Below are 22,246 nucleotides of genomic sequence, written 5' to 3' on the forward strand. Positions count from 1 at the left end.
GTCACTCCTCCTGTCGTAGGTGCGCCGCGACCACCAGCTGGCCGAGGGCCAACCCGCCGTCGTTCGGCGGGACTTCGCCGTGGCGGAGCACCGCGAAGCCGTCTTCGGACAGCAGCCGCGCGCACTCCTCCTCCAGCAGCGCGTTGGCGAACACCCCGCCGCTGAGGGCGACGGTGGCCAGGCCGGTGTCCTGACGCGCGCGCCGGCAGATCTCCGCGACGGCCCTCGCCACCGCACGGTGGAAGCGGGCGGCGAGCACGGGGGCCGGGGTGCCGCGCCGCAGATCGGCGACGAGCGCGTTCAGCACGGGCGCCGGGTCGTACGTACCGGCGGTGAAGCCGAAGTCGTAGGCCGAAGTGCCCTCGCCCCAGGCCGAAGCGGCGGCGGCCTCCAGTTCCAGGGCCGCCTGGGCCTCGTACCCGGCGCGATGGCACACGCCCACGAGGGACGACACGGCGTCGAAGAGCCGGCCCATGCTGGAGGTCGCCACACAGGCCACCCCTCGCGTCAACTGCCGCCGCAGCACGGCCAGTTCGTCGGCAGCGCAGGCGGTCACACAGGGCAGATCCGCGTCCCACGCCAGACCCGCCGCCCACAGCCGGGCCAGGGCCAGCCGGCACGGGTTGGCCACACCCGCGTCCCCGCCGGGCAGCGGGGCGGGGGCCAGGCGGGCGAAGCGCCGATAGCCGGCGTAGTCGGCGAGCAGGATCTCGCCGCCCCAGACGGTGCCGTCGTCGCCGTAGCCGGTGCCGTCGAAGGCGACGCCGATCACGGGCGCGGTCCCGGTGAGGCCGTGCTGGGCCATCGCCGAGGCGATGTGCGCGTGGTGGTGCTGGACGAAGACGGGCGCGACCCGGTGGGCCCGCCGACGGGCCCACCGCGCGGACTGGTATCCCGGATGCCGGTCGGCGGCGACGAGTTCGGGGGTGACGCCGGTCAGCGACCGCATGTGCGCCTCGGCCCGCCGGGCCGCCTCCAGGGTGGTCAGATCGCCCATGTCGCCGATGTGCGGGCCGAACCAGGCGTGGTCGCCCTCGCCGAGGCACAGGGCGTTCTTCAGGTCCCCGCCCACGGCGAGCGCCGGCCGCACCGGGATCGGCAGCCGCAGCGGGCGGGGCACGTACCCCCGGGACCGGCGCAGCACCTGCTCGGTACCGTCGGCGCGTACCCGCAGCAGCGAGTCGTCGCAGGGCGAGGAGATGGGCCGGTCGTGGGCGAGCCAGGCGTCGGCCAGACCGGCCAGCCGGGTCAGAGCCTCGTCGTCGTCCGTGACGATCGGTTCGCCGGAGCGGTTGCCGCTCGTCATGACCAGCACACGCGGGCCCGGCGGATCGCCGGGCAGCCCGAACAGCAGGGTGTGCAGGGGCGTGTAGGGCAGCATGACGCCGAGGTGCGGGCTGCCGGGACAGACGCCGGGCGCGAGGCCCGCCTGCTCCGCTCGCCGCCGGAGCAGGACGATGGGGCGGCGAGCGCTGGTGAGGGCGGCCAGTTCGGCCGTGGAGGGGGCGGCGATCCGCCGTACGGCGTCGAGGTCCGCGCACATCACCGCGAACGGTTTGCCGCCACGCGCCTTGCGGGTGCGCAGCGTCTCGACGGCCCGTGCGTCGGTGGCGTCACACGCCAGGTGGTAGCCGCCGAGGCCCTTGACGGCGACGATCCGCCCGGCGGCCAGCAGCGCCCGCGCCCCGGCCAGTGCGTCGGCGTCCCGCGCCGGGCGGACACCGCCGCCGGAGCCGGGCACCAGGCGCAACCGGGGGCCGCACGCGGGGCAGGCCACGGGCTGGGCGTGGAAGCGCCGGTCGGCGGGATCGCCGTACTCCCGGGCGCAGTCGGCACACATCGGGAAGCCGGCCATGGTCGTGATGGCCCGGTCGTACGGCATGCCCGTGGCGATGGTGTAGCGGGGCCCGCAGTGGGTGCAGGTGACGAACGGGTGCCGGTGGCGGCGGTCGGCCGGATCGGCCAGTTCCCGCAGGCAGTCCGGGCAGGCCGCCGTGTCGGGCGGGAGGAGGGTGCGGCCGGGGGAGCGGTCGGTGGAACGGATGCGGAAGGTGTCGTCGGCGCCGCTGACGGGCAGGTCCTCGAACCCGACGCCGGTGACCGTGGCCAACGGCGGCGGCTGCTGGGCCAGCCGGTCGCAGAAGTCGGCGATGCCCTGCGGCGGTCCCTCCACCTCGATGAGGACACCGCTCGCCGTATTGCTCACGAACCCCGCGAGCGCGAGATCGGTGGCCAGGCGGTGCACGAAGGGGCGGAACCCCACGCCCTGCACCGTGCCGCGCACGGTGACGCGGCGGCGCACCGCCTGAGCGGCGGGTGCCGTCACGAGACGAGGCCGGCTTCGGTGCCCTCGTGGGAGTGAGAATGGGAATGCGGCCGGGGCGCCAGGGGAGGCCGGTGCACGGCGGCACCGTCCCGTACGGCGAGCACCCGCTCCAGGAGCGTGTCCACACCGTCGTCGGTCCGGGCACAGGAGAACAGCAGCTCCACCCCGGGGTTGACGCGCTGTACGTTGGCGGCGAAGGCCGCCTGGTCGAACCCGGCGGGCCCGGCCAGATCGACCTTGGTGAGCACCACCAGATGGGCGGACCCGAAGGCCGTCGGGTACTTCAGCGGCTTGTCCTCGCCCTCCGTCACCGCCATGAGCACGATCCGCAGACTCTCACCGAGGTCGTAGGAGGCCGGGCAGACGAGGTTGCCGACGTTCTCGACGAACAGCAGCGAGGTGCCCTCGGGCAGCCAGCTCTCCACATGGCCGCGCAGCTGCCGGGCCTCCAGATGGCACAGCCCGTCCGTCAGCAGCTGCTTCACCGGGGCTCCCGAGCGGGCGAGCCGGTGGGCGTCGTTCTCGGTGGCCAGGTCGGCCGTGAGCGCGGCCACCGGAAGACCCCGCTCCACCGCCCTGGCCAGCACCCGCCCGAGCAGCTCCGTCTTGCCGCTGCCCGGGCTGGACAGCAGGTTGACCACGCTCACGCCCCGCCGGGCCAGCTCCTCGCGCAGCCCCGCGGCCAGGGAGTCGTTCTTCGCCAGGACGGCCTGGGTGACCTCGTCCACGGAATCGCACATGGGGCCGCTCCTCGCGGTCGGTAAGGACATCGGTAGGGAAATCAGTCCGCTACCGATCCTCCGCGCCGCCGCTCACCGTGCCCGGCAGCCCGGCCGACGACAGGGCTGCGGATTCGTCCGGGCGGCTCAACGCGGGCGTGGCCGCCGGGTCCGCGAGCAGCTCCGGGACCATGGTGTGCAGCGCCGTGACGGCCCGCCCGACCGCCTCGCGCACCGTCGCGCTGATGCCCGGCGCGATGTCCTCGTCGGCGGGTGCCCGCAGCTCGGGCTCGCAGGCGAGGACGAGGACACGCGGCAGCGGCTCGTCGCCCAGGTGGGCGGCCAGGGCGAGGACCTTCGCCGGGTCCATGCCGTGCGCCTCGGGCGGGGCGCCCGCCGAGGCACCGTCCGGCAGGTCCGGCTCGACCAGCGACAGGGTGCCCGGCTCGTGCCCCCGCACCGCCGCGTCGACCAGGACGGCCGTGTCGTAGCCGTCGAGCAGTTCGTACGCCAGGTCCATCCCGCGGATACCGAAGTCCCGCACCCGTACCTGAGGCGGCAGCGGGTTCCGCTCCAGGGCGCGGATCACCTCGGGGCCGAAGGCGTCGTCCGCGAGGAAGATGTTGCCGACACCGGCGACGAGCAGCCGCTCACTCATCGCGCACCTTCCAGCGGCCTGGGGGAGCCGGTCGGGAGCTTGCGGACGAAGGCGGACCGCAGCGCGTGGTACGGGGCGTTCCGGTCGAAGAGGATGGCGCGCATACGGGCGAGTTCGGTCCGCCGGTACTCGGCGAGGGGGCGCTGGAGCTCGTCCGCGTGACGTGCCGTGGTCTTGACGGTGATCCGGGTCGCCAGGTCCGGGTCGTCGGCGAGTGCCGCGGCCCGCCGCTCGACCTCGGCCGAGAACTCCTGTGCCTGGACGGGCACCAGACGGTCCACCAGCCCGATCCGCTCAGCCGTCGCGGCGCTCACCGGCAGCGCCTCGCTCGTCAGCCGCTCGGCCGTCTCGGCTCCCACCCTGCGCGGCAGCGAGTACGTCCAGTACTCCGAGCCGTACAGGCCCATGTTGCGGTAGTGCGGATTGAGGACGCTGCCCGTGCGGCACCAGACCTCGTCCGCGGCCAGGGCGAGCATGACACCGCCGGCCGCCGCGTTGCCGCCGAGCGCCGCCACCACCAGCCGGTCGGTGGTGCGCAGCACCGCCTCGACCAGGTCGTTCATGGCGTTCAGGTTGGACCAGGACTCGCCCGCCGGGTCGCTCGACGCCTCGATGACGTTGAGATGGATGCCGTTGGAGAAGAAGTCGCGGGCGCCGCCGAGCACCAGCACCGAGGTGGGGCGGCTGAGCGCGTACCGGTAGGCGGCGAGCAGCCTGCGGCAGTGGGTCGTGCTCATCGCCCCGCCGGGGAACGAGAAGGTCACGAAGCCGACCTGACCGTGCTGCCGGTAGCGGATGTCGGTCCAGGTGGTGCGGTCCGGGGGCAGTTCGAGCGGGGCGGCGATCTCGGGCAGCCAGTGCGGGCGTTCGCTCGAGTTCGGCAGGCCGTGGGATCCGGGCGGGGCCGGGAACGTGGCGAGGACGGAGGCCGCCGGGCGGCGGAACGGCGCCGGGTCGCCGGAGCTCTTGCGGGGGCGCAGCTCCGGGATCCACACCGCGCCGTCCCGGGTGGCCCGGCAGACCGCGCCGGACCGGGTCGCGAGCAGTTCCCCGGGCTCTCCCCGCAGCCGGTCCTCGGGGTGCCCGCCGTGCAGGAACACCTCCCGGCCGCAGATCTCGTCCCGGACGCCGGGCTGCGAGTCGGCCCCGCGGAGCTTGCGCAGCACCGTCTCCGTGCTGTCCCGCTCCCAGTCGATCCGCCGCTGCTCCTGGCGGAAGAAGTCCCGCCACACCACGTTGATCCCGGGCTCGCTCTGCGGGCGCGGTTTGTACGAGCCGTCGGCGTAGCGCCGCACCGCCTGGAGGACCGCGGCCGCCGCGGCGTCGGCGACCTCGTTGCGGTACATGTTGCTCTTGCCCGCAGGCGGCACGGGGAAGACCCCGTCCGCCCACACGTCGCCCGCGTCCATCGCCGCCTCGGCCTGAAGCACCGTCACGCCCCACTCGGGCGCCTCCCCGGCGATCGCCCAGTCCAGGGAGGACGGCCCCCGGTCGCCGGGTGGCCCGGGGTGCACGATCAGACAGGTGTGCTCCCGCCACACATCCTCCGGCAGGGCCGACTTCAGCATCGGGGCGACGACCAGGTCCGGGCGCACCTCCTGTACGGCGGCCCGGACCGCGTCGGAGCCGTGCGAGGCGAGGACGACGTCGACCCGGTGCCCCTCATCCGACAGTTCCGCGTACACACGCTGGGACAGGCTGTTGAACGCGCTGACGACGAGCAAGATGTCCATGACATGGCATGCTCGCCGTTCGGACGAGGGCCGAGAAGGACCACCGCGGCGTTTCGCGGCCCTCGTCCGCTTGTGGGCTACTCTCCCGACGGTGCCGTCAGCGGGACGCCCAGGCCCACCGGAGTGCCGAAGTTCGGCGTCCCGTCGGCGTTCCAGGTGAACTTCTGTGCCCTGGTCGAGCGGTTCATGTCGCAGCCGCCGCCCGCGGAACTGTTGGCGTGGTACACCATCCAGTCCTCCGTGCCGTCCGGCGACTTGAAGAAGCCGTTGTGGCCGGGGCCGTACACCCCGTTGGCGTTGGACCGCTGGAAGACCGGGTTCGGTGACTTGACCCAGGAGGAGGAGCTGAGCGGGTCGCCGCCGTTGTGCGTGAGCATGCCCAGCTTGTAGTCGGGCGTGGAGCAGTGGCTGGCGGAGTAGACGATGAAGGTCTTCCCGTTCCGCTGGAGGACCTCGGCGCCCTCGTTGACGGCGCCGCCCACCGTCTCCCAGCCGTAGGTGGGGGTGGAGAGGATCCGGCGGGTGCCGCTCGCGGTCCACGGGTTGGACAGCGGCCGGATGAACATCGGCTGCGAGCCGTTGTAGAAGGTGCCGAGCAGATACAGCTTGCCGTTCAGCTGGAGAATGCCGGGGTCCAGCTCCCAGGTGTTGTCCTGGGACGGGTCGAGCAGGTCGGCTTTGAAGGTGTAGGGGCCCATCGGGTCCTGGCCGGCGCTCTCCAGGACATGGATCCGCTGGGTGCCCAGGTCGAACGGCTCCCGCCCCGCGGTGTAGTAGAAGTACCACCGCTTGCCGTTGGGTCCGTCGAGCAGATGGAACTCCGGGGCCCACATCGTGCCCGCCCCGTTGGGCCGGGTCAGAGTGAAGATCACCTGTTCGGCGGCCGTGGCGAGGCCTCCCAGCGTGCGGGACTTGCGCATGGTGACCGTCGAGTTCCAGGTCGTGGTGGCCAGGTAGTAGTAGCCGTCGTGGTAGGTCAGCCAGGGGTCGGGGCCGCGCTGGGCGATCGGGTTGGTGAAGGTGTTCGGGCTTGTGCCGCCGCCGCTGAAGCCGGACAGGCGCCACACCCTGCCGTTCGCGGCCGAGCACGGCAGCTGCACCAGTCCCGCGCCCGAGGCCGACGAACCTCCGCTCGGCGTCACGCACTTGCCCGAGGCCGTGGAGACCAGGTTGAAAGCCTTGTCGGCGCCGCTCACCGGCACCAGCCGCCACTGCTGGTTGGTGCCGCCGTGGCAGGGCCACTGGATGACCGTGGCGTTGTCCGCGGTGGACGCGCCGGAGACGTCGACGCACTGGCCGGACTGCGTGGTGATCGTGTACGTGTCTCCCGAACCGGAGACCGGCGCGAAGCGGAAACTCTGGTTCGCTCCGGAACCGCAGGAGAAGGCACGCAGCTGCGTGCCGTTCGTCGACGAACCGCCCGGCAGGTCAAGGCAGTTGCCGCCGCTCTGGTTCACCCCCGTCGACGTGAACGCGACGGCGGCGGCAGCGGGCTGCGGCGCGGCCAGGATGGCGACCACCATGGTGAGGACGCCGATGAGCGCGGACAGACATCTGAAACGAGTCACGGGCCGTACACCTTCGCTTCGAGGAGGCCGACGGAGCTGCTGCCGTTGCTGGTGAGCTGCACACGCAGCCGTGTGGTGTTCGTCGCGGTGAACGTGACCGCGTTGTACTGGTTCTTCGCCACCGGGTAGCCGTTCGCGCCGGGCACGTCGACGTAGGCGCCGCCGTTCCAGTACTGGAGCTTCCATGAGGCGGGCATGTCGATGCCCTGGTCGTCGTCGAAGAAGTAGACCTCGGCCCTGTTCAGCGTCTTCGCCGACGGCCAGGTCAGTTCGGCCCACTGCTGCCCGCTCTCCGGCCAGGTGCCCCAGCGGGTGTTGACGGTGTCGTTGGACGAGGGCGGGTCGACCCCGTCGTTGATGGCGGTGACGCTCTCCCAGGAGGAGGTGTACGAGGCGGACGCGGTGGCCGATGTCGCCAGGTTGGCGGGTGGCTGGGCGCCGCCCCGGTTGTGGACCTTGATCTCGGTGAGGCCCGTCTTCGCCCCGGAGGCGTTGCTCGCCAGGACCCGGATGCGCTGGGCGCTGATCGCCGGGAACCGCACCAGGTTGTAATTGGCACGGGGCGCGGCCGGGCTCTTGGTCTGCCCGCCGGCGTCCACCCAGGAGGTGCCGTTGTGGTACTGGACCGAGTACGAGGACGGCGCCCGGTAGGTCGTACTGGCGGGGCGGCTGTCCTTGAAGTACAGGCGCACCTCGTTGAGCGTCCGGGCGGTGCCGAAGTTCAGCTCGTACCAGTCCTGGCTGTTCGAGGAACCGCCCGCGCCCCAGAACGGCTCGTTGGTGGGGAGCCCGTCGACTGCGCCCGAGACGCTGCTGCCCGACCCGGTGTGGGAGGCGGACGCGGTCGCCCCGCTGGCGAGGTTGGCCGTGTCGCCGGTCAGATCGACACCGGCCTTGGCGAGCATGTCGACCATGCGGGGACTGTCCTGCACGACCTGGTTGGGGGCCTTCAGCCCGGCGGCGGTCGTGCGGTAGGTGACCGTGCCCTTCGTGGTGACCTCGCCGGTGGCCGGGTCCCAGGTGAAGGGCACCAGGGAGCTCACGGTGGCGGCCCGGGTGCCGTTGACGTAGATCGAGTAGCCCTCCGGGATGCCGGGGTAGCGCGTCACCCCGTCGGCCGGGTCGTCCCAGACGACGGACAGGTCGGCGCCCCGGTAGCGCAGGTTGTTGACCGTGAAGTGGGACCAGCCGATGTCGATGGGGGACAGCTCCACCTTCGCGTCGCTGCGCGGCCGCAGCCCCGCAACGTCCTCGATCACCGTCCAGTTGCTGCTGCCCAGGATGTTGTGGTGGATCCAGGAGCGGTAGTTGATGGAGCTGCCGTTCCAGTCGGCCCAGAACTCGTTCGCGTCCGGCCACTGGGTGTTGCCGCCGACGTACTGCGCCCAGGTGTTCCAGTAGAGGAGCTTCTTGTAGTCGGTGGCGTTCATCCAGGTGTTGGAGTAGTTGCGCAGCACCGAGGAGTACAGCCGGAACTGGACGGTGGAGTTGATGGTGGAGAAGTTGTTGGAGCCCGGCTCCCCGGCCTCGGCCGCCGCCTTCTTGTCGACCTGGTTGGCCGTGTAGAACGGGAAGACCGGATACTGCGCCGGGTCGTCGAACAGCCGCAGGGCCTGCTTGTACGTCGCCGTGTCGGGGACGGCGCCGACCGAGAACGGGTAGTAGTTGTTGATCTCCTTCCAGGGCACCCACTCGTTGGTCGACTTCAGCCGGTGCTCGAACAGCTGCCGGTTGGGGTTCCACAGGACGTTGACGATGGCGTCCTTGATCTGGTTGGCGAGGGTGCGCATCTCGGTCGCCTTGGCCGTGTTGCCGGTCGCCTCGTAGGCCCCTGCGGCGGCGAGGGCGCCGCTGTACTGGTAGGCGGACTCGGCGCGGTCCATGTTCCCGGGCTTCCAGTGGAAGGAGACGGCGTCGGCGTCATTGCCGGTCAGGGCTCCCCAGTCGTACTCGATGAGCTTGTTGTTGTCGCGGTCGTAGTGCGCGAGCTGGCCCTTGACATCACCCTCCGCGTAGCGGGCGAGGCTCGCGGCGATGCCCGGCTGGCCGCCGTGGATCTGGTAGCTCTTCCACGCCGCCTCGGCGATGTACTGGGTGTAGCTGTTGGACCAGTTCTCGGGGTCCCCCGGGTTGTCCAGGAAGCGGCCGCCCTTGGAGGTCTGGCCGACGCTCAGCCAGTCCCCGTAGGCGTAGGACGGGTCGCGCAGGTACTTCAGGTCGTCGATGTGCATCGGCTGGGTGAGCGCGATGGCGTTGTTGTAGCCGAGGACGCCCTCGGTCGAGGTCGGGAACTGGAAGGTCTGCCCGGGGATGTCGGCGTCGAGGTGGTTGAAGCGCATCAGCCACCAGCGGTAGTAGATGTTCTTCTTGATCGCGGGCTCGGGCACGTCGATGTACGGCACGTTCTGTGCCCACCACCGGTTGTAGGCCCTGACGTGGGTGGCGAACGCGGTGGCGGCCGAGTAGCCCGCGTAGGCGTCGTACTCGGTCCGTGACTCGGGGATCTCGTCGGTGACGAAGCCCATCACGACCTTCGCGGTCACCGTGGCACCGGCCGCGACCGTCACGGACCGGTTGAGACCGCCGCCGGAGACGGCGAACCCGTCACCCGTGAGCCGGGGGCGCAGCGTCGTGAGGTTGTTGTAGGCGTTGACCTGCCCGGTCAGCTCGCCGCCGCTGCCCGAGGTGGCGTAGGGCGACGTCGCCCGCAACTGGAGCGTGGTGGAGGACGAGCCGTTGTTCTTGATCGACAGGTTGGTCACGGCCACGTTGTTGTCCGTGATGAACTTCGTCTGGTCGACCGTGACCGAGCCGCTGGTGTGCACGCTCTTCCAGTGGCTGGGCGTCTGCCGGCGCTGCGCGACCTGTTCGGTGAAGGTCCCCGGGGTGACCGCCACGGTGTAGGCGCTGTTGCCGTTGATGTTCTCCCAGTAGGCGACCTTGCCGCCGAAGCCGAACCGGGCCGGGTCGTGCTCCTTCATGAACAGTGCGCGTCCCCGGCTCATCAGCCAGGGTCCGGCCGGGTCGTTGCCCGAGCGGGCGAGCAGACGGTCCATCCAGAAGTCGGTCCCCGAGCTCTCCGCGTCGTAGATCGCCCGCATCATGTCGCCTGATGTGTGCGCGACGGGCGGGGCGGGGATCGGGGGGCCGCTGAAGCTCGGAAAACCTATGGTCTGCGCCGCCGCGGCCGGGGTGGCGGGGACGACGCAGCAGACGGCGAGTACCAGTGCGGCCAGGAGGATCTGCGGTCTTCTCATCGGAGCTCCCTGTCCGGACCTGCAGAGCACGGAAACGACCTAAAAGGTTTTCGCAACGTAAGAGCGAGCTGATGAGGTGTCAAGAGAGGTGCGTGATAACGGAGTTGGCCGACTCGGTGAAGGGGCCCGCCCTGCGAGTGGGTAAACGGCACGTTCGGAGGCCCGGAAAACCTTTCAGGCCGGCGTTGCTCGCGAACGTATTCGACATTACGGTCCTGCGGTGATCACCCGGCGCATGCCGGAGCGGGCGTCACGAGGGGACATCGCATGCGAAACCGGCCGGCAGGCGTCATCCGCAACCCGGTGCTGCCCGGGTCGCACCCGGACCCGTCGATCCTCCGCGTGGGGCCGGACTTCTACCTGGCCACGTCGACGTTCGAGTGGTATCCGGGCGTGCGCCTGCACCACTCCACGGACCTGGTGCACTGGCGCCCCCTCGGCGGCGCCCTCGACGACACCCGCCTGCTCGACCTGACGGGCTGCCCGGACTCGGGCGGCGTGTGGGCGCCCAGCCTCACCCACGCCGACGGCCTGTTCCACCTCGTCTACAGCAACGTCTCCACCTACGTCGGCGGCTTCACCGACTGCCCCAACCACCTGGTCACCGCCCCCTCCGTCGAGGGCCCCTGGTCGGATCCGGTACCGCTGCACGCCCGGGGCTTCGACGTCTCCCTCTTCCACGACGGCCCAGACAGCCGGCTGCTGAACCTGGTCCACGACTGGCGCCCCGGCCACGGCGGTTCGGCGGGCCTGGAGGCCCGGCGCTACGACCGTGCCGAACGCCGCCTGACCGGCGACCCCGAGCGGATCGAACTGCCGCCGCAGGCCGGCTGGATCGAGGGCCCGAACCTCTACCGCCGGGGCGACTGGTACTACCTGCTCACCGCGGACGGCGGCACGGGCTACGACCACCAGGTCACCGTCTCCCGCTCGCGCACCCTCACGGGCCCCTACGCCCGCGACCCCGACGGCCCGCTCCTCACCGCCCGCGACCACCCCGACCTGCCCCTGCAGAAGGCCGGGCACGGCAGCCTGGTGGAGACCGGGGAAGGCGACTGGCACCTGGCCTACCTCGTGGCCCGGCCCCTCGGGCGCCGAGGGCCGTGCGTCCTGGGCCGGGAGACGGCACTGGCGCCCGTGACCTGGACCGCCGACGGCTGGCCGCGCGTCGAGGGCGGGCTACCCGCCCTGGAGGTGCCGGCCGGTACTTCCACGGCGGGCAGGGACCACGCGGACGGGGACGACACCGACGGATTCGACGGCCCGGCCCTGGGCCCCCATTGGTCGACACTGCGCCGCCCCGCGACCCCCGACTGGGTCTCGCTCACCGAACGCCCGTCCCACCTGCGGCTTCGCGGCGGCCGGTCACCGCAGAGCCTGGTCGAGCCCAGCCTGGTGGCCCGCCGTGTCACATCGGCGCGCTGCACGTTCGAGGCGACGATGGAGTACCGGCCCCACGCGTTCCAGCACCTGGCCGGGATCACCGCGTACTACAACACCCGCAACTGGCACTACTTGTACGTCACCGTGGACGACGAGGGGCAGCCCGTCCTGCGCGTCGCGAGCAGCGACCGGGGTGTGCTCAGCGTCGACGAAGCGGGTGAGGCACCGCTCGGCGACATCACACGACTGCGGCTCGGCCTGGACTTCGAAGGGGCCGGCCTGCGCTTCCGGTACGACACCGGCCGGGGCTGGGAGCCCTTCGGCCCCGTCCTGGACGCGACGGTTCTGTCCGACGAGCACGCCGAGCACATCGAGGACGGCCAGATCCGCGCTCTCGGCTTCACTGGCGCGTTCGTCGGCCTGTGGGCCTGGGACCTCACCGGGGGCGGTCACCCTGCCGACTTCGACGAGGTCACGTACCGGGCTGGGGAACGAGCTCCCGTTCGATGAACCGGTTGAGGTGGTGCCGTGCCTGCTGAGTGGTCAGGGGAGGTGCCTGGCGCAGGCGCTGCAGGGCGAGGCCGTCGGCCAGGGCGGCGAAGCGGGCCGTGAAGCCGTCGAGGTCGTCACCGCTGAACTCGCCGTCGGCGACGCCCCGTTCGGCCAGGGCACGGATCTGCCGGTGCCATGCCGCGTACCGGTCGGCCTGCCCCCGTGCGAAGGCCTCGTCGGTGCTCTGCTCACCCACGTGCCAGAAGTCGAACCACATCCGCCAGTGCCGGTCGGTGTCCTCGGTGAACAGCGCGTCGACGAGCAGCCTGAGCGCCTCGGCCCCGCTGGTCGCGTGCTCGGCGGCCTCGCTGAGCGCCGCGTAGTACTGCTCGATGTGCAGCACCATGGCCTCGGAGAGGACCTCCTGCACGCTGTCGAAGTGGTAGGTGACCGTGCCGACGGACACCCCGGCCGCGGCCGCCACGTCGCGCACGCCCACCGACTTGTAGCCGCGCTCCGCGATCAGCGGTACGGCCGCGTCGACGATGAGGCGCCGCCGCACCTCGGTGGGCTGCCGGGTCCGGTCGCGGGCGGCGACGGCACGGCGCGGGCTCTTCGCGCCCTGCCGCGGCTGCCCGGCGCCCGTCATCCCGACGTCCTCGGGGTGGTGCGGTGCCATGCGCGCTCGGCCACTGTCTCTCCGTTCCCCCGTGCCTCGATACGGCTGTCCATGATGAACTCCGCGGCCGTGGCGCGCAGCTCGGTCCGGGCCATGATCTCAGCGTCCCAGTCGTCCCCGCGCCGCAGCCGGATGCGCCACTCGGAGACGGCCCGCGCCGACAGCGGGTCGTCGGTGCGGATGGTGTACGTCTCGCGGGCGCTCTCCTCGTAGCGCAGCCCGTCCGGGTACGTCCGCGACCCGCCGTACCCGGGGTCGACGTCCAGAGTCCACTCGCCCTCGGCGACGTCGTGCGTGACCAGCCGCTCGGGGCGGGGGTCCGGGAGAGTGTCGTAGGTGACCGGCATCGGTACCGCCTGCTCCGGTTCCTCGAAGCGGACGGTGACCTCGTCGGCGGCCTCGCGCACCGGCAGCAGGACGGAACTGTCGGCCGGGACGACGTGCAGTGCCCCGCGCTCGCCGTGCGGCCAGACCCAGGGCCAGTACGCGTCGGAGACGGCGACACGGACGCGGTGGCCGGGCGGGAAGGCGTAGCCGATGCCGTTGAGGTCGAACTCGACGTCCTCGTACGTCCCCGGAGTCCATTCGACGGCGTGTTCGCGGCCCTTCCTGCTCAGCAGGTTGAGCACGCCCCGGGTGACGAGCGTGGACGAGCCGTCGGGAGCGACATCGCACACGCGGGCGATGACATGGGCCCGCGGGGTGTCGCTGTCGAGGCGGAGCCGGACACGCGGCCGGCCGAGGATCTCCACGCGCCCGTCCAGGGGCGCGGAGTCGAAGCAGACGGACCTGCCGTCCTCCTCGCGCTGGTCGGGCGGCAGGTCGGCGGCGTTGCCGAACGGGAAGAAACGGCCGGCGTCCAGGCCGGTGTGCTGCGGAGAGCGCACGAGGACCGGGTCATGGCTGTCGCCGAGCGGACGGGTGTCCCAGGTGACGTCCGGGCTGGGCCACTCGGCGTCGCTCACCCAGCGGCCGGGCATCTCCTGGCGCGAGGGGGCGGGCGGTACGGGGTCGTTGAGCCAGGAGCGCAGCAGCGGCTCCGCCATGACGCCTGTGTCGATGCCCTTGAGGTGCTGGTCCCACCAGCGCAGGGTCTCCTGGAGGAACCCGATGGCCGGGCCGGGCGGCAGTCCGCGGTCGGGGTACTGGTGCGACCAGGGGCCGACGATGCCCCGCACCTGATCACCGGGGAGGTGCTCCACGAGCCGCAGCACGGTGTCCCGGTACGGGTCGTTCCAGCCGCCGACCGCGAGCACGGCCGCGTCGATCGCCGTGTAGTCCTCGCAGACGCTGCCGTGCCGCCAGTAGTCGTCCCGCTGCTGGTGCTCCAGCCAGGTGTGCAGGAAGGGTTCGAGCGAGTCGAGGCGCTCGCGCCACAGGGGCAGCCAGCGGTCCGCGCCGACGTTCGCGGGGTCCGGCGGGCGTGCGGTGAAGGCGAGCATGGTGCCGGCCCAGGCGAGCATGTCGATGCCGAGGACGGCGCCGCCCGTGTAGTGCACGTCGTTGTCGTAGCGGTCGTCGGTGGAGCAGACCGTCACGACGGCCTTGAGCGGTTCGGGGGCGAGGGCGGCGATCTGGAGGGAGTTGAAGCCGCCCCAGGAGATGCCGAACATGCCGACCTTGCCGGTGCACCAGGGCTGCGCGGCGAGCCAGTTGACGACGTCCACGCCGTCCGCGAGTTCCTGGGCGTCGTACTCGTCGCCGGGCGTGCCCTCGCTGTCGCCGTGGCCGCGGACGTCGACCCGGACGGAGGCGTAGCCGTGACCGGCGTACCAGGGGTGGCGCTGGGCGTCGCGCGGGGCGGTCCAGTCGCTCTTGCGGTACGGCAGGTACTCGAGCAGCGCGGGCACGGGGTCCGACCCGGCGTCGGCCGGGCGCCAGATGCGGGCGTGCAGGCGGGTCGTGCCGTCCCGGGTGGGGATCCACACGTCCTCGCGGACGACCTGGCGTGCGAACCGGTCGCGGTACTTCACGAAACTCCTTCTGCGACGGGAGCGGTCGGGTTGTCGTCGGGGGTGCCGGCGGGCCGCCAGCGGCGCACGCGGTGGCCGTCGCCGTGGTCGGTCCACACCTCGCCCTCCTGGGCGGCGTCGGCCCAGTCGGGGGCCGCCTCGACCGTCGGCCGGGCGTCGGGGTCGGGTTCGAGCGCGGCCGCCATCAGCTGCCGCGTGTACGGGTGCTGAGGATCCGAGAAGACAGCTTCCGTGGGGCCCTCCTCGACGACGACACCGCCGCGCAGGACCACCACGCGGTCCGCGATGCCGCGCACGACGGCCAGGTCATGGCTGATGAAGAGACAGGCCAGGTCGCGTTCCCGGCGCAGGTCGTCGACCAGGTGCAGCACCTCGGCCTGGACGGAGACGTCCAGCGCGGTGGTGATCTCGTCGGCGATGAGGACGTCCGGCTCGCCCGCCAGCGCCCGTGCGATGCCGATGCGCTGCCGCTGACCGCCGGAGAGCTGGGCGGGCAGCCGGTCGGCGAAGGCCGGGTCCAGCCGTACGTCGGCGATGAGCCGCCGGGCGCGCTCGGCCGACTCCGCCCGGCCGCCGGCCGTGCCGAAGAACCGCAGCGGACGCCGGATGGCGTCGCCGACCGAGCGCCGGGGGTTGAGCGAGGTGTCCGCGTTCTGGAAGACCAGCTGCACCCGCCGCCGCAGGGACATCGGCCGCCGCTGCGCGGGCCGGGCCAGATCGCCCGACTCGTGGGTCATGGCGCCGCCGGACGGTGTGCGCAGCCCCGCGAGGGTCCAGGCCAGCGTGGACTTGCCGCTGCCCGACTCGCCGACGAGGGCCAGGACCTCACCGCGCCGGACCTCGAAGGAGACCCCGTCCACGGCACGAGAACTGCCGTAGTCGACGGTGACGTCACGGGCCGAGACGGCGACCGGCGCGTCCTCGGGCACTACGGCCCTCGGGCGGATCTCCCGCTCGCCGGTCTCCCTGACGAGGGCGAGACCGGCGTCGTCCAGCCGCGGCACGCTCGCCAGCAGCCGTTTCGTGTACGGCTCCCGGGGCAGCGCGAACAGCTGCCGTGTGGGAGCCGACTCCACCACCCGGCCCGACTTCAGCACACACACCTCGTCCGCCAGGTGCGCGACGACGCCCAGGTCGTGACTCACCAGCACGGCCGCCAGGCCCAGTTCGTCGCGCAGGGCGGCGATCAGGTCCAGCACGCCCCGCTGGGTGACGACGTCGAGGCCGGTCGTCGGCTCGTCGAGGACCAGCACCTTGGGCCGGGCGGCGATCGCCATGGCGAGGGCGACGCGCTGCTGCTGGCCGCCGGACAGCTCGTGCGGATAGCGGCGGGCCAGCTCGGCGGGGCGCGGCAGCCGGACCTGGTCGAGCAGGTCGGTGACGGGAATGTCGCCGCCCGCCTCCGCGATCTGCCGGCCGACGCGCATGGACGGGGTCAGCGCCTGGCCCGCGTTCTGGGCGACCATGGCGACCGTCCGGCCGCGCAGCCGACGCAGCTCGGGCGCGGACAGGGCGAAGACGTCCCGGCCGTCCACCGTCACCGAGCCGCCGGTGACCCGGGAGCCGTGCCGCAGATGCCCGAGCAGGGCGGCGGCGAGGGTGGACTTGCCGCTGCCGGACTCGCCGACCAGCGCGAGCGTCCGCCCGGCGGCGGCCTCCAGCGACACCTCGTGCACCACGGGGACCTGACGGCCGCCGGAGCGGTAGGCCACGGACAGGGAGTTCACGGAGACGAGCGGGGTCATATCAGGAGCCCTCCCTGATCCGGTCGACGCCCCAGGCCTTGGAGAGGCCGTCGGCCGCGAGGTTGAGCCCGATCACGAGCGTGGCCAGGGCGATGATCGGCGCGACGCTCGCCATCGGCACGACGGTGATGGCGGTGCGGTTCTCGGCGACCATCAGGCCCCAGTCCGGCGTCGGCGGGTCGGCGCCGAAGCCCAGGAAGGACAGCGAGGAGATCAGCAGCACGACCCACGACGCGCGCATCGCGAACTCCACGCACACCACGTCCACGATGTTCGGCAGGACCTCCCGGCGCAGGATCGACCAGGTGCCCTCCCCGCGGGCCCGGGCGGCGGTCACGTAGTCGGCGGGCACGACCGCCAGGGCGGCCCCGCGCACCACCCGCACCACCTGCGGGACGAACACGACGGCGACGGCGAGGACGATGACGGCAGGTCCGGTACCCAGCGCCGTCACGACCACGAGCAGCGCCAGCACCGCCGGAACGGCCAGCACGGCGTCCAGCACCCGCCCGATCAGGTCGTCGAACCAGCCGCCGCGCAGCGCCGTGGCGCAGCCGATGACCGTGCCGAGGGCGACGCTCACGACGGTGGCGGCGACGGACACGCCGAGCGCGTACCGGCCGCCGTACAGGACACGCGCGAGGACGTCGCGGCCGTACTGGTCGGTGCCCGCCCAGTGCTCCCCGCCCGGACCGAGCAGGGCCTGCGAGGCGTTGCCGGCGATCGGGTCGTAGGAGGTGAGCAGCGGGGCCAGCAGCGCGATCACGACATGGACGGCGACGATCGCGAGCCCCACGACGGCCGCGCGCGAGGAGCGCAGCGTGCGCCACGCACGGACGGCGCGCGAGGCGGGGGCGTCGGCACGGACGGTGTCGACCGTGGTCATCGGGTCCTCCCTCGGGTGCGGAGCCTGGGATTGAGGGCCATGGCGCCGAGGTCGGCGGCGAGGTTGCACGCGACGTAGACGACGGCGCTGATCAGGGCGATGGCCTGGATGACGGGCAGGTCCCGGTTCTGCACCGAGGAGAGCATCAGCTTGCCGATGCCCGGGTAGTTGAAGACGTTCTCGACGACGGCGACGCCGCCCAGCAGCCAGGCCACGTTGAGCGCGATCACGTGCAGGACGGGGAGCAGGGCGCTGGGCAGGGCGTGCCGGGTGACGACCCGCCAGGTGGACAGGCCCTTGAGGCGGGCGGTGGTGACGTACTCGCTCGCCATCACGTCGATCACCGAGGTGCGGGCCATGCGGACGATGTAGGCGGCCATCACCACCGCGAGGGCGAGGGCCGGGAGCCAGACGGCGGGCAGCAGCTGGCCGACCGTGGCGTCGGGGCCGTAGAGGACGACCGCGGGGAACCACGGCAGCGCGACCGAGAAGCACAGCACGAGGACGGTGGCCACGACGAACTCGGGGACGCTCATGCCGACGAGACTGACCGTCGAGATGAGGTGGTCGGGCCAGCGGTCGCGGTAGAGCCCGGCGAGGATGCCCAGCAGCAGCGAGCCGGTCACCGCGAACAGGATGGTGATGGCCGCGATGAGCATGGAGTTTCCCAGGTACTGGGTGACCTCACCACCGACCGCCGTCCCGGAGACCAGGGACGCGCCGAAGTCGCCGTGCAGGGCGCCCCACATCCAGTCGCCGTAGCGCTCGAAGGCGGGCCGGTCCAGGCCGAGGCTGCCGCGCAGCTCGGCCACCGCCTGCGGGGTCGCGTCCTTGCCGAGGACCTGGGTGGCGACGTCCCCGGGCAGGGCCTGGACGGCGAGGAAGACCAGCAGCGAGGAGAGCAGGAGCGTGCCGAGCGAGGCCGCGATCCGGCGGGCTATGAAGGAGAGCATGGTCAGGCCCCCTTCAGGCCGATGCCGAGGTAGTCGAACTCGAAGCCGTGCTCCGCGTAGCCGCGCACCTTGCGCGAGATGCCCACGAGCCGGTCGGCGAACATCGGGGTCATCGCGCCGCCCTTGTCGATCACCCAGGACTGCGCCTCGCCGTACAGGTCGCGGCGCCTGGCGTCGTCGGTCTCGGCACGCGCCCGGTCGAGCAGCGCGTCGAAGCCCTTGTCGGACCAGGCGGTCTCGTTGTACGAGGAGCCGCCGCGGAAGACCTGGTTGAAGAGCTGGTCGACGGGCCGGCCGGTGTACCAGTAGGTGGCCATCAGCGGCTGCTTCATCCAGATCTGCGTGTAGTAGGAGTCAGCCGACGCCGTCTTGACGCGGATCCGGATGCCGGCCCGCTTCGCCGACTCCTGGTAGGCGAGCGCCATGGGCGTGAAGAGGGGGTCGTACGCGGAGGTGTACAGGTCGACGGCCAGGTCCTCGTGGCCCGCCTTTCTGAGCAGGTACCGCGCCTGCTCCGGATCGTGCTCGGGGTGCGCGGAGATGTGCGCCGGGTCGTCCGGGGGCACCGGGTTGTCCCAGCCGGGCCTGCCCGCGCCCTGCAGCGCGGCCTTCACGATGTGCTCGGGGTCGTAGGCGAGCTTCATGGCCCGGCGGACCCGGACGTCGGTGAAGGGCTTGTCGGTGGTGAGCATCGGCAGCACGTACCACTGGGCGTTCTTCACCCGGGCGATGGTGGCGCGGTCGGAGGCGGCCACCACCCGGGCGGTCGCGAAGTCCAGGTTGGTCTGGGACAGCAGGTCGACCTGCCCGGCGAGCAGGGCGTTCGAGCGGGCGGACATGTCCGCGACCGAGTAGAAGGCGATCGCGTCGAGCACCGGGCGGCCCGCCCAGTGGTCCCGGTAGGCGGTGATGCGGCCGGGGCCGGCCGGTGCGAAGGACTCCAGCTTGAAGGGGCCGGTGCCGATGCCGGTGCGGCCGATGGACTTCCCGCTGCCCTCGGGGACGACGTAGCAGTTGTAGTGCGTGAGCAGGCTCGGGAACTCGGCGTTCGGGGCCTTCAGCGGCACGACGAGGGTGTGGGCGTCGGGTGTGCGCAGCCGCCCGGGGTCGACGAGCGGGGCGAGGACGCCGGCCTGCGGGGACGCCGTCGCCTTGTCCAGGATGTGCCGCAGCGTGTAGGCGGCGTCGGCGGAGGTGAAGGCGCGGCCGTCGTGGAAGGTGACGCCCTTGCGCAGCCGGAAGGTCCAGGTGCGCGCCGCGCCGTCCGGCTCCCAGGACTCGGCGAGGTCGGGAGCCACTTCGCCCCCCGCGCCGACGCGGACCAGCCGGTTGTAGAGGGCGCCCAGGTATTCGTAGGCGGACAGAGAGCTCGCCGGGTCGAGGGTCTCGGCATCGGAGGCGGGCGGACGGGCGATCCGCAGGGTCCCGCCGCGGTCGGGCGCGCCGCGCTGGGCGGCGGTCGGCAGGACCGGGGCGGCGGTGGCGCCCGAGCAGCCGGACAGCAGCCAGGACGCGCCGAGCGAGGCCGCACAGGCGGTGCCCGCGGCGAGCACCGAGCGGCGCCCTGGGTGATGGGTGCCGGACATGAACCGACCTTCCCTGTCGCTATTCGTACGCTGAACGATTGAGTGAAGTCCGTGAACGATAGCGAGCAGGTGGTTTCAGGCCAACCCTTCGGGCTGTGAAGAAGTCGTCACAAACGCCCCGGCTCACCCCGGGCTCCGGGGTGAGCCGGGCCGGATGTCCGGCCGCCTTGCCCCCTTCGTACGCCTGACGCAGGCTGGTCCTATGGCTGAGCAAGCCGGCCCTACCCTGATCACGTCCGTCCAGCGGGCCATGCGGCTGCTGGAGGTGGTCAGCGCGCACGAGAACGGCGCACCGGCGAAGCAACTGGCGCGGGAGACGGGCCTGCCCCTGGCCACCGCCTATCACCTGCTGCGGACCCTCGTCCACGACGGGTACGTGCGGAAACTGGACGACGGCGGGTTCGTCCTCGGCGACAAGCTGCAGACGCTGAAGACCACCGGCCGTGCCCAGGCGCTGCTGAACCGGGTCCGGCCCACGCTCGCCGCGCTGCGGGACGAGCTCACGTCCGCCGCCTACCTCACCTTCTACGAGGACGGCGAGATCCGGGTCGCAGAGATCGTCGACGGCCCCGGGACACCCCGCGTCGATCTCTGGGTGGGCTTCGAGGACGCGGGGCACGCGACCGCGCTCGGCAAGTCCGTGCTGCGGGAACTGGACGTCGAGGCCCGCAAGGACTACCTCTCCCGCCACCAGCTCGCCGACCTCACGCCCCGGACGATCACCAGCCTGCCGGAACTGCTCCGGCGGCTGGAAACCGCCCCCATGGCCCCGGCCGTCACGGACCTGGAGGAGTACGCCCTCGGCACGGTCTGCGTCGCCGTCCCGGTCTACAGCGGGGACACCATCGGTTCCCTCGGCGTCTCACTCCCGGTGAACCGGCTCTCCCGGCTGACGGAGGCTCGGGAGCGGCTGCTGCCGACCGCGAGCCGGGTGACCCGGAGCCTCTCGCTCACTATCTGAAAATCCACTTCTTGCCGGTGCCCCAAGCCACCCCTTTATCTGGATAAAGCAGACATTTCAGGGGTGCGCTTCCAGACTCGCACCCCGCGCACAGGTGAGGGACCCGGATACCAACATGAGCCATGCGCGTGACCTTGGTGCCGACCACCGGCCCGCGGGGCCATCCAGCAGTCGAGTGGCCGGTGCCGAGGATTCGGCCCGCAAGCGCGCCTTCGCGCAGCTGGCCGCCGGTATGCCCGTCCTGCCCGTACTGGTCGTCACAGCCGTCCTGCTCGCCGATCTCGCCGACGGCGCGGGGATGATCTGGCTGCCCCTGCTCGCCGCCGGGCCCGCCCTCGCGGCCACGACCAACGGGCCGCGAGGCGTCGTCTGCGTGGGTCTGCTCGCCTCGGTGCTCGGCGCGCTGCTCGGCGTCCGGGACGGCGTTCCGAGCCGTGAGCTGGCCGCGGTGCTGTCGGCCCTGATGGCCGTCACGCTCGCGAGTGGTCTGGCCAGTGTCCTGCGCGGGCGCCGCGAACGGGTGCTCGCGGCCGTCCGCTCGGTCGCGGAGACCGCCCAGCACGCGCTGCTCAGGCCCGTACCGGCGAACGTCGGTCCCTTCCAGGTGGCCGTCCGCTACAGCGCCGCGGCCGCCGAGGCCCGCATCGGCGGCGATCTCTACGCCCTGATTCCCACCCGGCACGGGGTGCGGCTGATCGTCGGCGATGTGCGCGGCAAGGGGCTGCCCGCCGTGGGGACGGCCGCGCTGGTGCTGGGTGTCTTCCGCGAGGCCGCTCATGACGAGGCCGACCTGCTCGCCGTGGTCGAGAGGATCGAGCGCAGTCTGGCGCGCAATCTCGGCCACGACGACTTCGTGACCGCCATCGTCGCCGGATACCCGGAGCCCGGACAGCTGGAGGTGGTGAACTGCGGGCACACGCCCCCGCTGCTGGTGAGCGCCTCGGGGAGCGTCACGCCGGTCGAGCCCGACCTGCCGTCCCCGCCCCTCGGGCTGCGCGCCCTGGCCGGCCACGCTCCCGGCCTCCAGGCACTCCCCTTCGCCGACGGCGACCAGCTGCTCCTCTACACCGACGGCGTCACCGAGGCCCGCGACCACGGCCGGGCCTTCTACCCGCTCGCCGAAGGGCTGGAGCGCCATGTCTCCCACGAGCCGGCCCGCACCCTCGGCGCCCTCCACGACGAACTGCTGGCCCACGTCGGCGGACGGCTGCACGACGACGCGGCCCTGCTTCTGATCCGCAAGCCGGCGGCAGCCGAATCGGGTGTGGCCGGTCCCGTCACGACTGCTCCCGCCCCGCATGCCGAGGCCCGGTGCTGCTCGTGAGGG

At 72.2% G+C, this 22,246-nt stretch carries 15 protein-coding genes; 3 read left to right on the forward strand and 12 right to left on the reverse strand.

Features of this window, described 5'->3' with window-relative positions:
- Position 1: 1 nt before the first annotated feature.
- The 6 genes from hypF to ACFT32_RS11705 form a co-directional block, all read right to left on the reverse strand.
- Positions 2-2,326 (reverse strand): carbamoyltransferase HypF, encoded by a 2,325-nt coding sequence (gene hypF, locus ACFT32_RS11680; RefSeq protein ID WP_382488251.1) that lies wholly within the window; start codon positions 2,324-2,326, stop codon positions 2-4.
- Positions 2,323-3,066, reverse strand: coding sequence for a hydrogenase nickel incorporation protein HypB (gene hypB / locus ACFT32_RS11685; RefSeq protein ID WP_382488252.1), 744 nt, complete (start codon positions 3,064-3,066; stop codon positions 2,323-2,325). The genes hypF and hypB overlap by 4 nt, the downstream gene beginning before the upstream one ends.
- Positions 3,067-3,115: 49 nt before the next feature.
- On the reverse strand, positions 3,116-3,703 hold the full coding sequence (locus ACFT32_RS11690; RefSeq protein ID WP_382488253.1) for a hydrogenase maturation protease: 588 nt from the start codon (positions 3,701-3,703) through the stop codon (positions 3,116-3,118).
- Entirely contained in the window at positions 3,700-5,436 is a 1,737-nt protein-coding gene (locus ACFT32_RS11695) for an enoyl-CoA hydratase-related protein (RefSeq protein ID WP_382488254.1), read from the reverse strand. Before ACFT32_RS11695 ends, ACFT32_RS11690 begins: the two co-directional genes overlap by 4 nt.
- Before the next feature lie 77 nt (positions 5,437-5,513).
- The gene (locus ACFT32_RS11700; protein ID WP_382488255.1) at positions 5,514-7,004 is read right to left on the reverse strand and encodes a family 43 glycosylhydrolase; all 1,491 of its coding nucleotides are present in this window, start codon (positions 7,002-7,004) and stop codon (positions 5,514-5,516) included.
- The gene (locus tag ACFT32_RS11705) at positions 7,001-10,261 is read right to left on the reverse strand and encodes a discoidin domain-containing protein (RefSeq protein WP_382488256.1); all 3,261 of its coding nucleotides are present in this window, start codon (positions 10,259-10,261) and stop codon (positions 7,001-7,003) included. The genes ACFT32_RS11700 and ACFT32_RS11705 overlap by 4 nt, the downstream gene beginning before the upstream one ends.
- A 267-nt stretch (positions 10,262-10,528) precedes the next feature.
- On the opposite strand from ACFT32_RS11705, the gene ACFT32_RS11710 reads away from it, so the two are divergent.
- Positions 10,529-12,154: a glycoside hydrolase family 43 protein gene (locus ACFT32_RS11710; protein WP_382488257.1), complete on the forward strand. Its 1,626-nt coding sequence runs from the start codon at positions 10,529-10,531 to the stop codon at positions 12,152-12,154.
- Here ACFT32_RS11710 and ACFT32_RS11715 read toward each other — a convergent pair.
- From ACFT32_RS11715 to ACFT32_RS11740, 6 genes are read right to left on the reverse strand one after another with little or no spacing between them, the layout of a single operon-like run.
- Positions 12,117-12,815 carry a TetR/AcrR family transcriptional regulator gene (locus tag ACFT32_RS11715; protein WP_382488258.1) on the reverse strand — a complete coding sequence of 233 codons (699 nt, stop codon included), beginning with the start codon at positions 12,813-12,815 and terminating at the stop codon, positions 12,117-12,119. The genes ACFT32_RS11710 and ACFT32_RS11715 overlap by 38 nt on opposite strands.
- Positions 12,782-14,788, reverse strand: a complete 2,007-nt coding sequence (locus tag ACFT32_RS11720) for a CocE/NonD family hydrolase (RefSeq protein ID WP_382488259.1) — start codon at positions 14,786-14,788, stop codon at positions 12,782-12,784. The genes ACFT32_RS11715 and ACFT32_RS11720 overlap by 34 nt, the downstream gene beginning before the upstream one ends.
- On the reverse strand, positions 14,785-16,533 hold the full coding sequence (locus ACFT32_RS11725; RefSeq protein WP_382488260.1) for a dipeptide ABC transporter ATP-binding protein: 1,749 nt from the start codon (positions 16,531-16,533) through the stop codon (positions 14,785-14,787). The genes ACFT32_RS11720 and ACFT32_RS11725 overlap by 4 nt, the downstream gene beginning before the upstream one ends.
- Before the next feature lies 1 nt (position 16,534).
- On the reverse strand, positions 16,535-17,419 hold the full coding sequence (locus ACFT32_RS11730; protein WP_382488261.1) for an ABC transporter permease: 885 nt from the start codon (positions 17,417-17,419) through the stop codon (positions 16,535-16,537).
- Positions 17,416-18,372, reverse strand: a complete 957-nt coding sequence (locus tag ACFT32_RS11735) for an ABC transporter permease (RefSeq protein ID WP_382488262.1) — start codon at positions 18,370-18,372, stop codon at positions 17,416-17,418. Before ACFT32_RS11735 ends, ACFT32_RS11730 begins: the two co-directional genes overlap by 4 nt.
- 2 nt (positions 18,373-18,374) lie before the next feature.
- Positions 18,375-19,958 (reverse strand): ABC transporter substrate-binding protein, encoded by a 1,584-nt coding sequence (locus ACFT32_RS11740; protein ID WP_382488263.1) that lies wholly within the window; start codon positions 19,956-19,958, stop codon positions 18,375-18,377.
- Between the two features lie 202 nt (positions 19,959-20,160).
- Between ACFT32_RS11740 and ACFT32_RS11745 the strand changes: the two genes are divergently transcribed.
- Entirely contained in the window at positions 20,161-20,919 is a 759-nt protein-coding gene (locus tag ACFT32_RS11745) for an IclR family transcriptional regulator (protein ID WP_382488264.1), read from the forward strand.
- A 115-nt stretch (positions 20,920-21,034) separates the two neighbouring features.
- Positions 21,035-22,243: a PP2C family protein-serine/threonine phosphatase gene (locus tag ACFT32_RS11750; protein ID WP_382488265.1), complete on the forward strand. Its 1,209-nt coding sequence runs from the start codon at positions 21,035-21,037 to the stop codon at positions 22,241-22,243.
- Positions 22,244-22,246: the final 3 nt, after the last annotated feature.

This window comes from Streptomyces sp. NPDC057002, from assembly GCF_042673825.1.
GTDB lineage: Bacteria > Actinomycetota > Actinomycetes > Streptomycetales > Streptomycetaceae > Streptomyces.

What these genes read in the sequence shown, in the direction of transcription:
- ACFT32_RS11705 (WP_382488256.1), bottom strand. Translation starts at nt 10,261, where the DNA reads ATGAGAAGACCGCAGATCCTCCTGGCCGCACTGGTACTCGCCGTCTGC.
- ACFT32_RS11730 (WP_382488261.1), bottom strand. Translation starts at nt 17,419, where the DNA reads ATGACCACGGTCGACACCGTCCGTGCCGACGCCCCCGCCTCGCGCGCC.
- ACFT32_RS11690 (WP_382488253.1), bottom strand. Translation starts at nt 3,703, where the DNA reads ATGAGTGAGCGGCTGCTCGTCGCCGGTGTCGGCAACATCTTCCTCGCG.
- ACFT32_RS11735 (WP_382488262.1), bottom strand. Translation starts at nt 18,372, where the DNA reads ATGCTCTCCTTCATAGCCCGCCGGATCGCGGCCTCGCTCGGCACGCTC.
- ACFT32_RS11745 (WP_382488264.1), top strand. Translation starts at nt 20,161, where the DNA reads ATGGCTGAGCAAGCCGGCCCTACCCTGATCACGTCCGTCCAGCGGGCC.
- ACFT32_RS11750 (WP_382488265.1), top strand. Translation starts at nt 21,035, where the DNA reads ATGAGCCATGCGCGTGACCTTGGTGCCGACCACCGGCCCGCGGGGCCA.
- hypB (WP_382488252.1), bottom strand. Translation starts at nt 3,066, where the DNA reads ATGTGCGATTCCGTGGACGAGGTCACCCAGGCCGTCCTGGCGAAGAAC.
- ACFT32_RS11695 (WP_382488254.1), bottom strand. Translation starts at nt 5,436, where the DNA reads ATGGACATCTTGCTCGTCGTCAGCGCGTTCAACAGCCTGTCCCAGCGT.
- ACFT32_RS11725 (WP_382488260.1), bottom strand. Translation starts at nt 16,533, where the DNA reads ATGACCCCGCTCGTCTCCGTGAACTCCCTGTCCGTGGCCTACCGCTCC.
- ACFT32_RS11740 (WP_382488263.1), bottom strand. Translation starts at nt 19,958, where the DNA reads ATGTCCGGCACCCATCACCCAGGGCGCCGCTCGGTGCTCGCCGCGGGC.
- ACFT32_RS11715 (WP_382488258.1), bottom strand. Translation starts at nt 12,815, where the DNA reads ATGGCACCGCACCACCCCGAGGACGTCGGGATGACGGGCGCCGGGCAG.
- ACFT32_RS11710 (WP_382488257.1), top strand. Translation starts at nt 10,529, where the DNA reads ATGCGAAACCGGCCGGCAGGCGTCATCCGCAACCCGGTGCTGCCCGGG.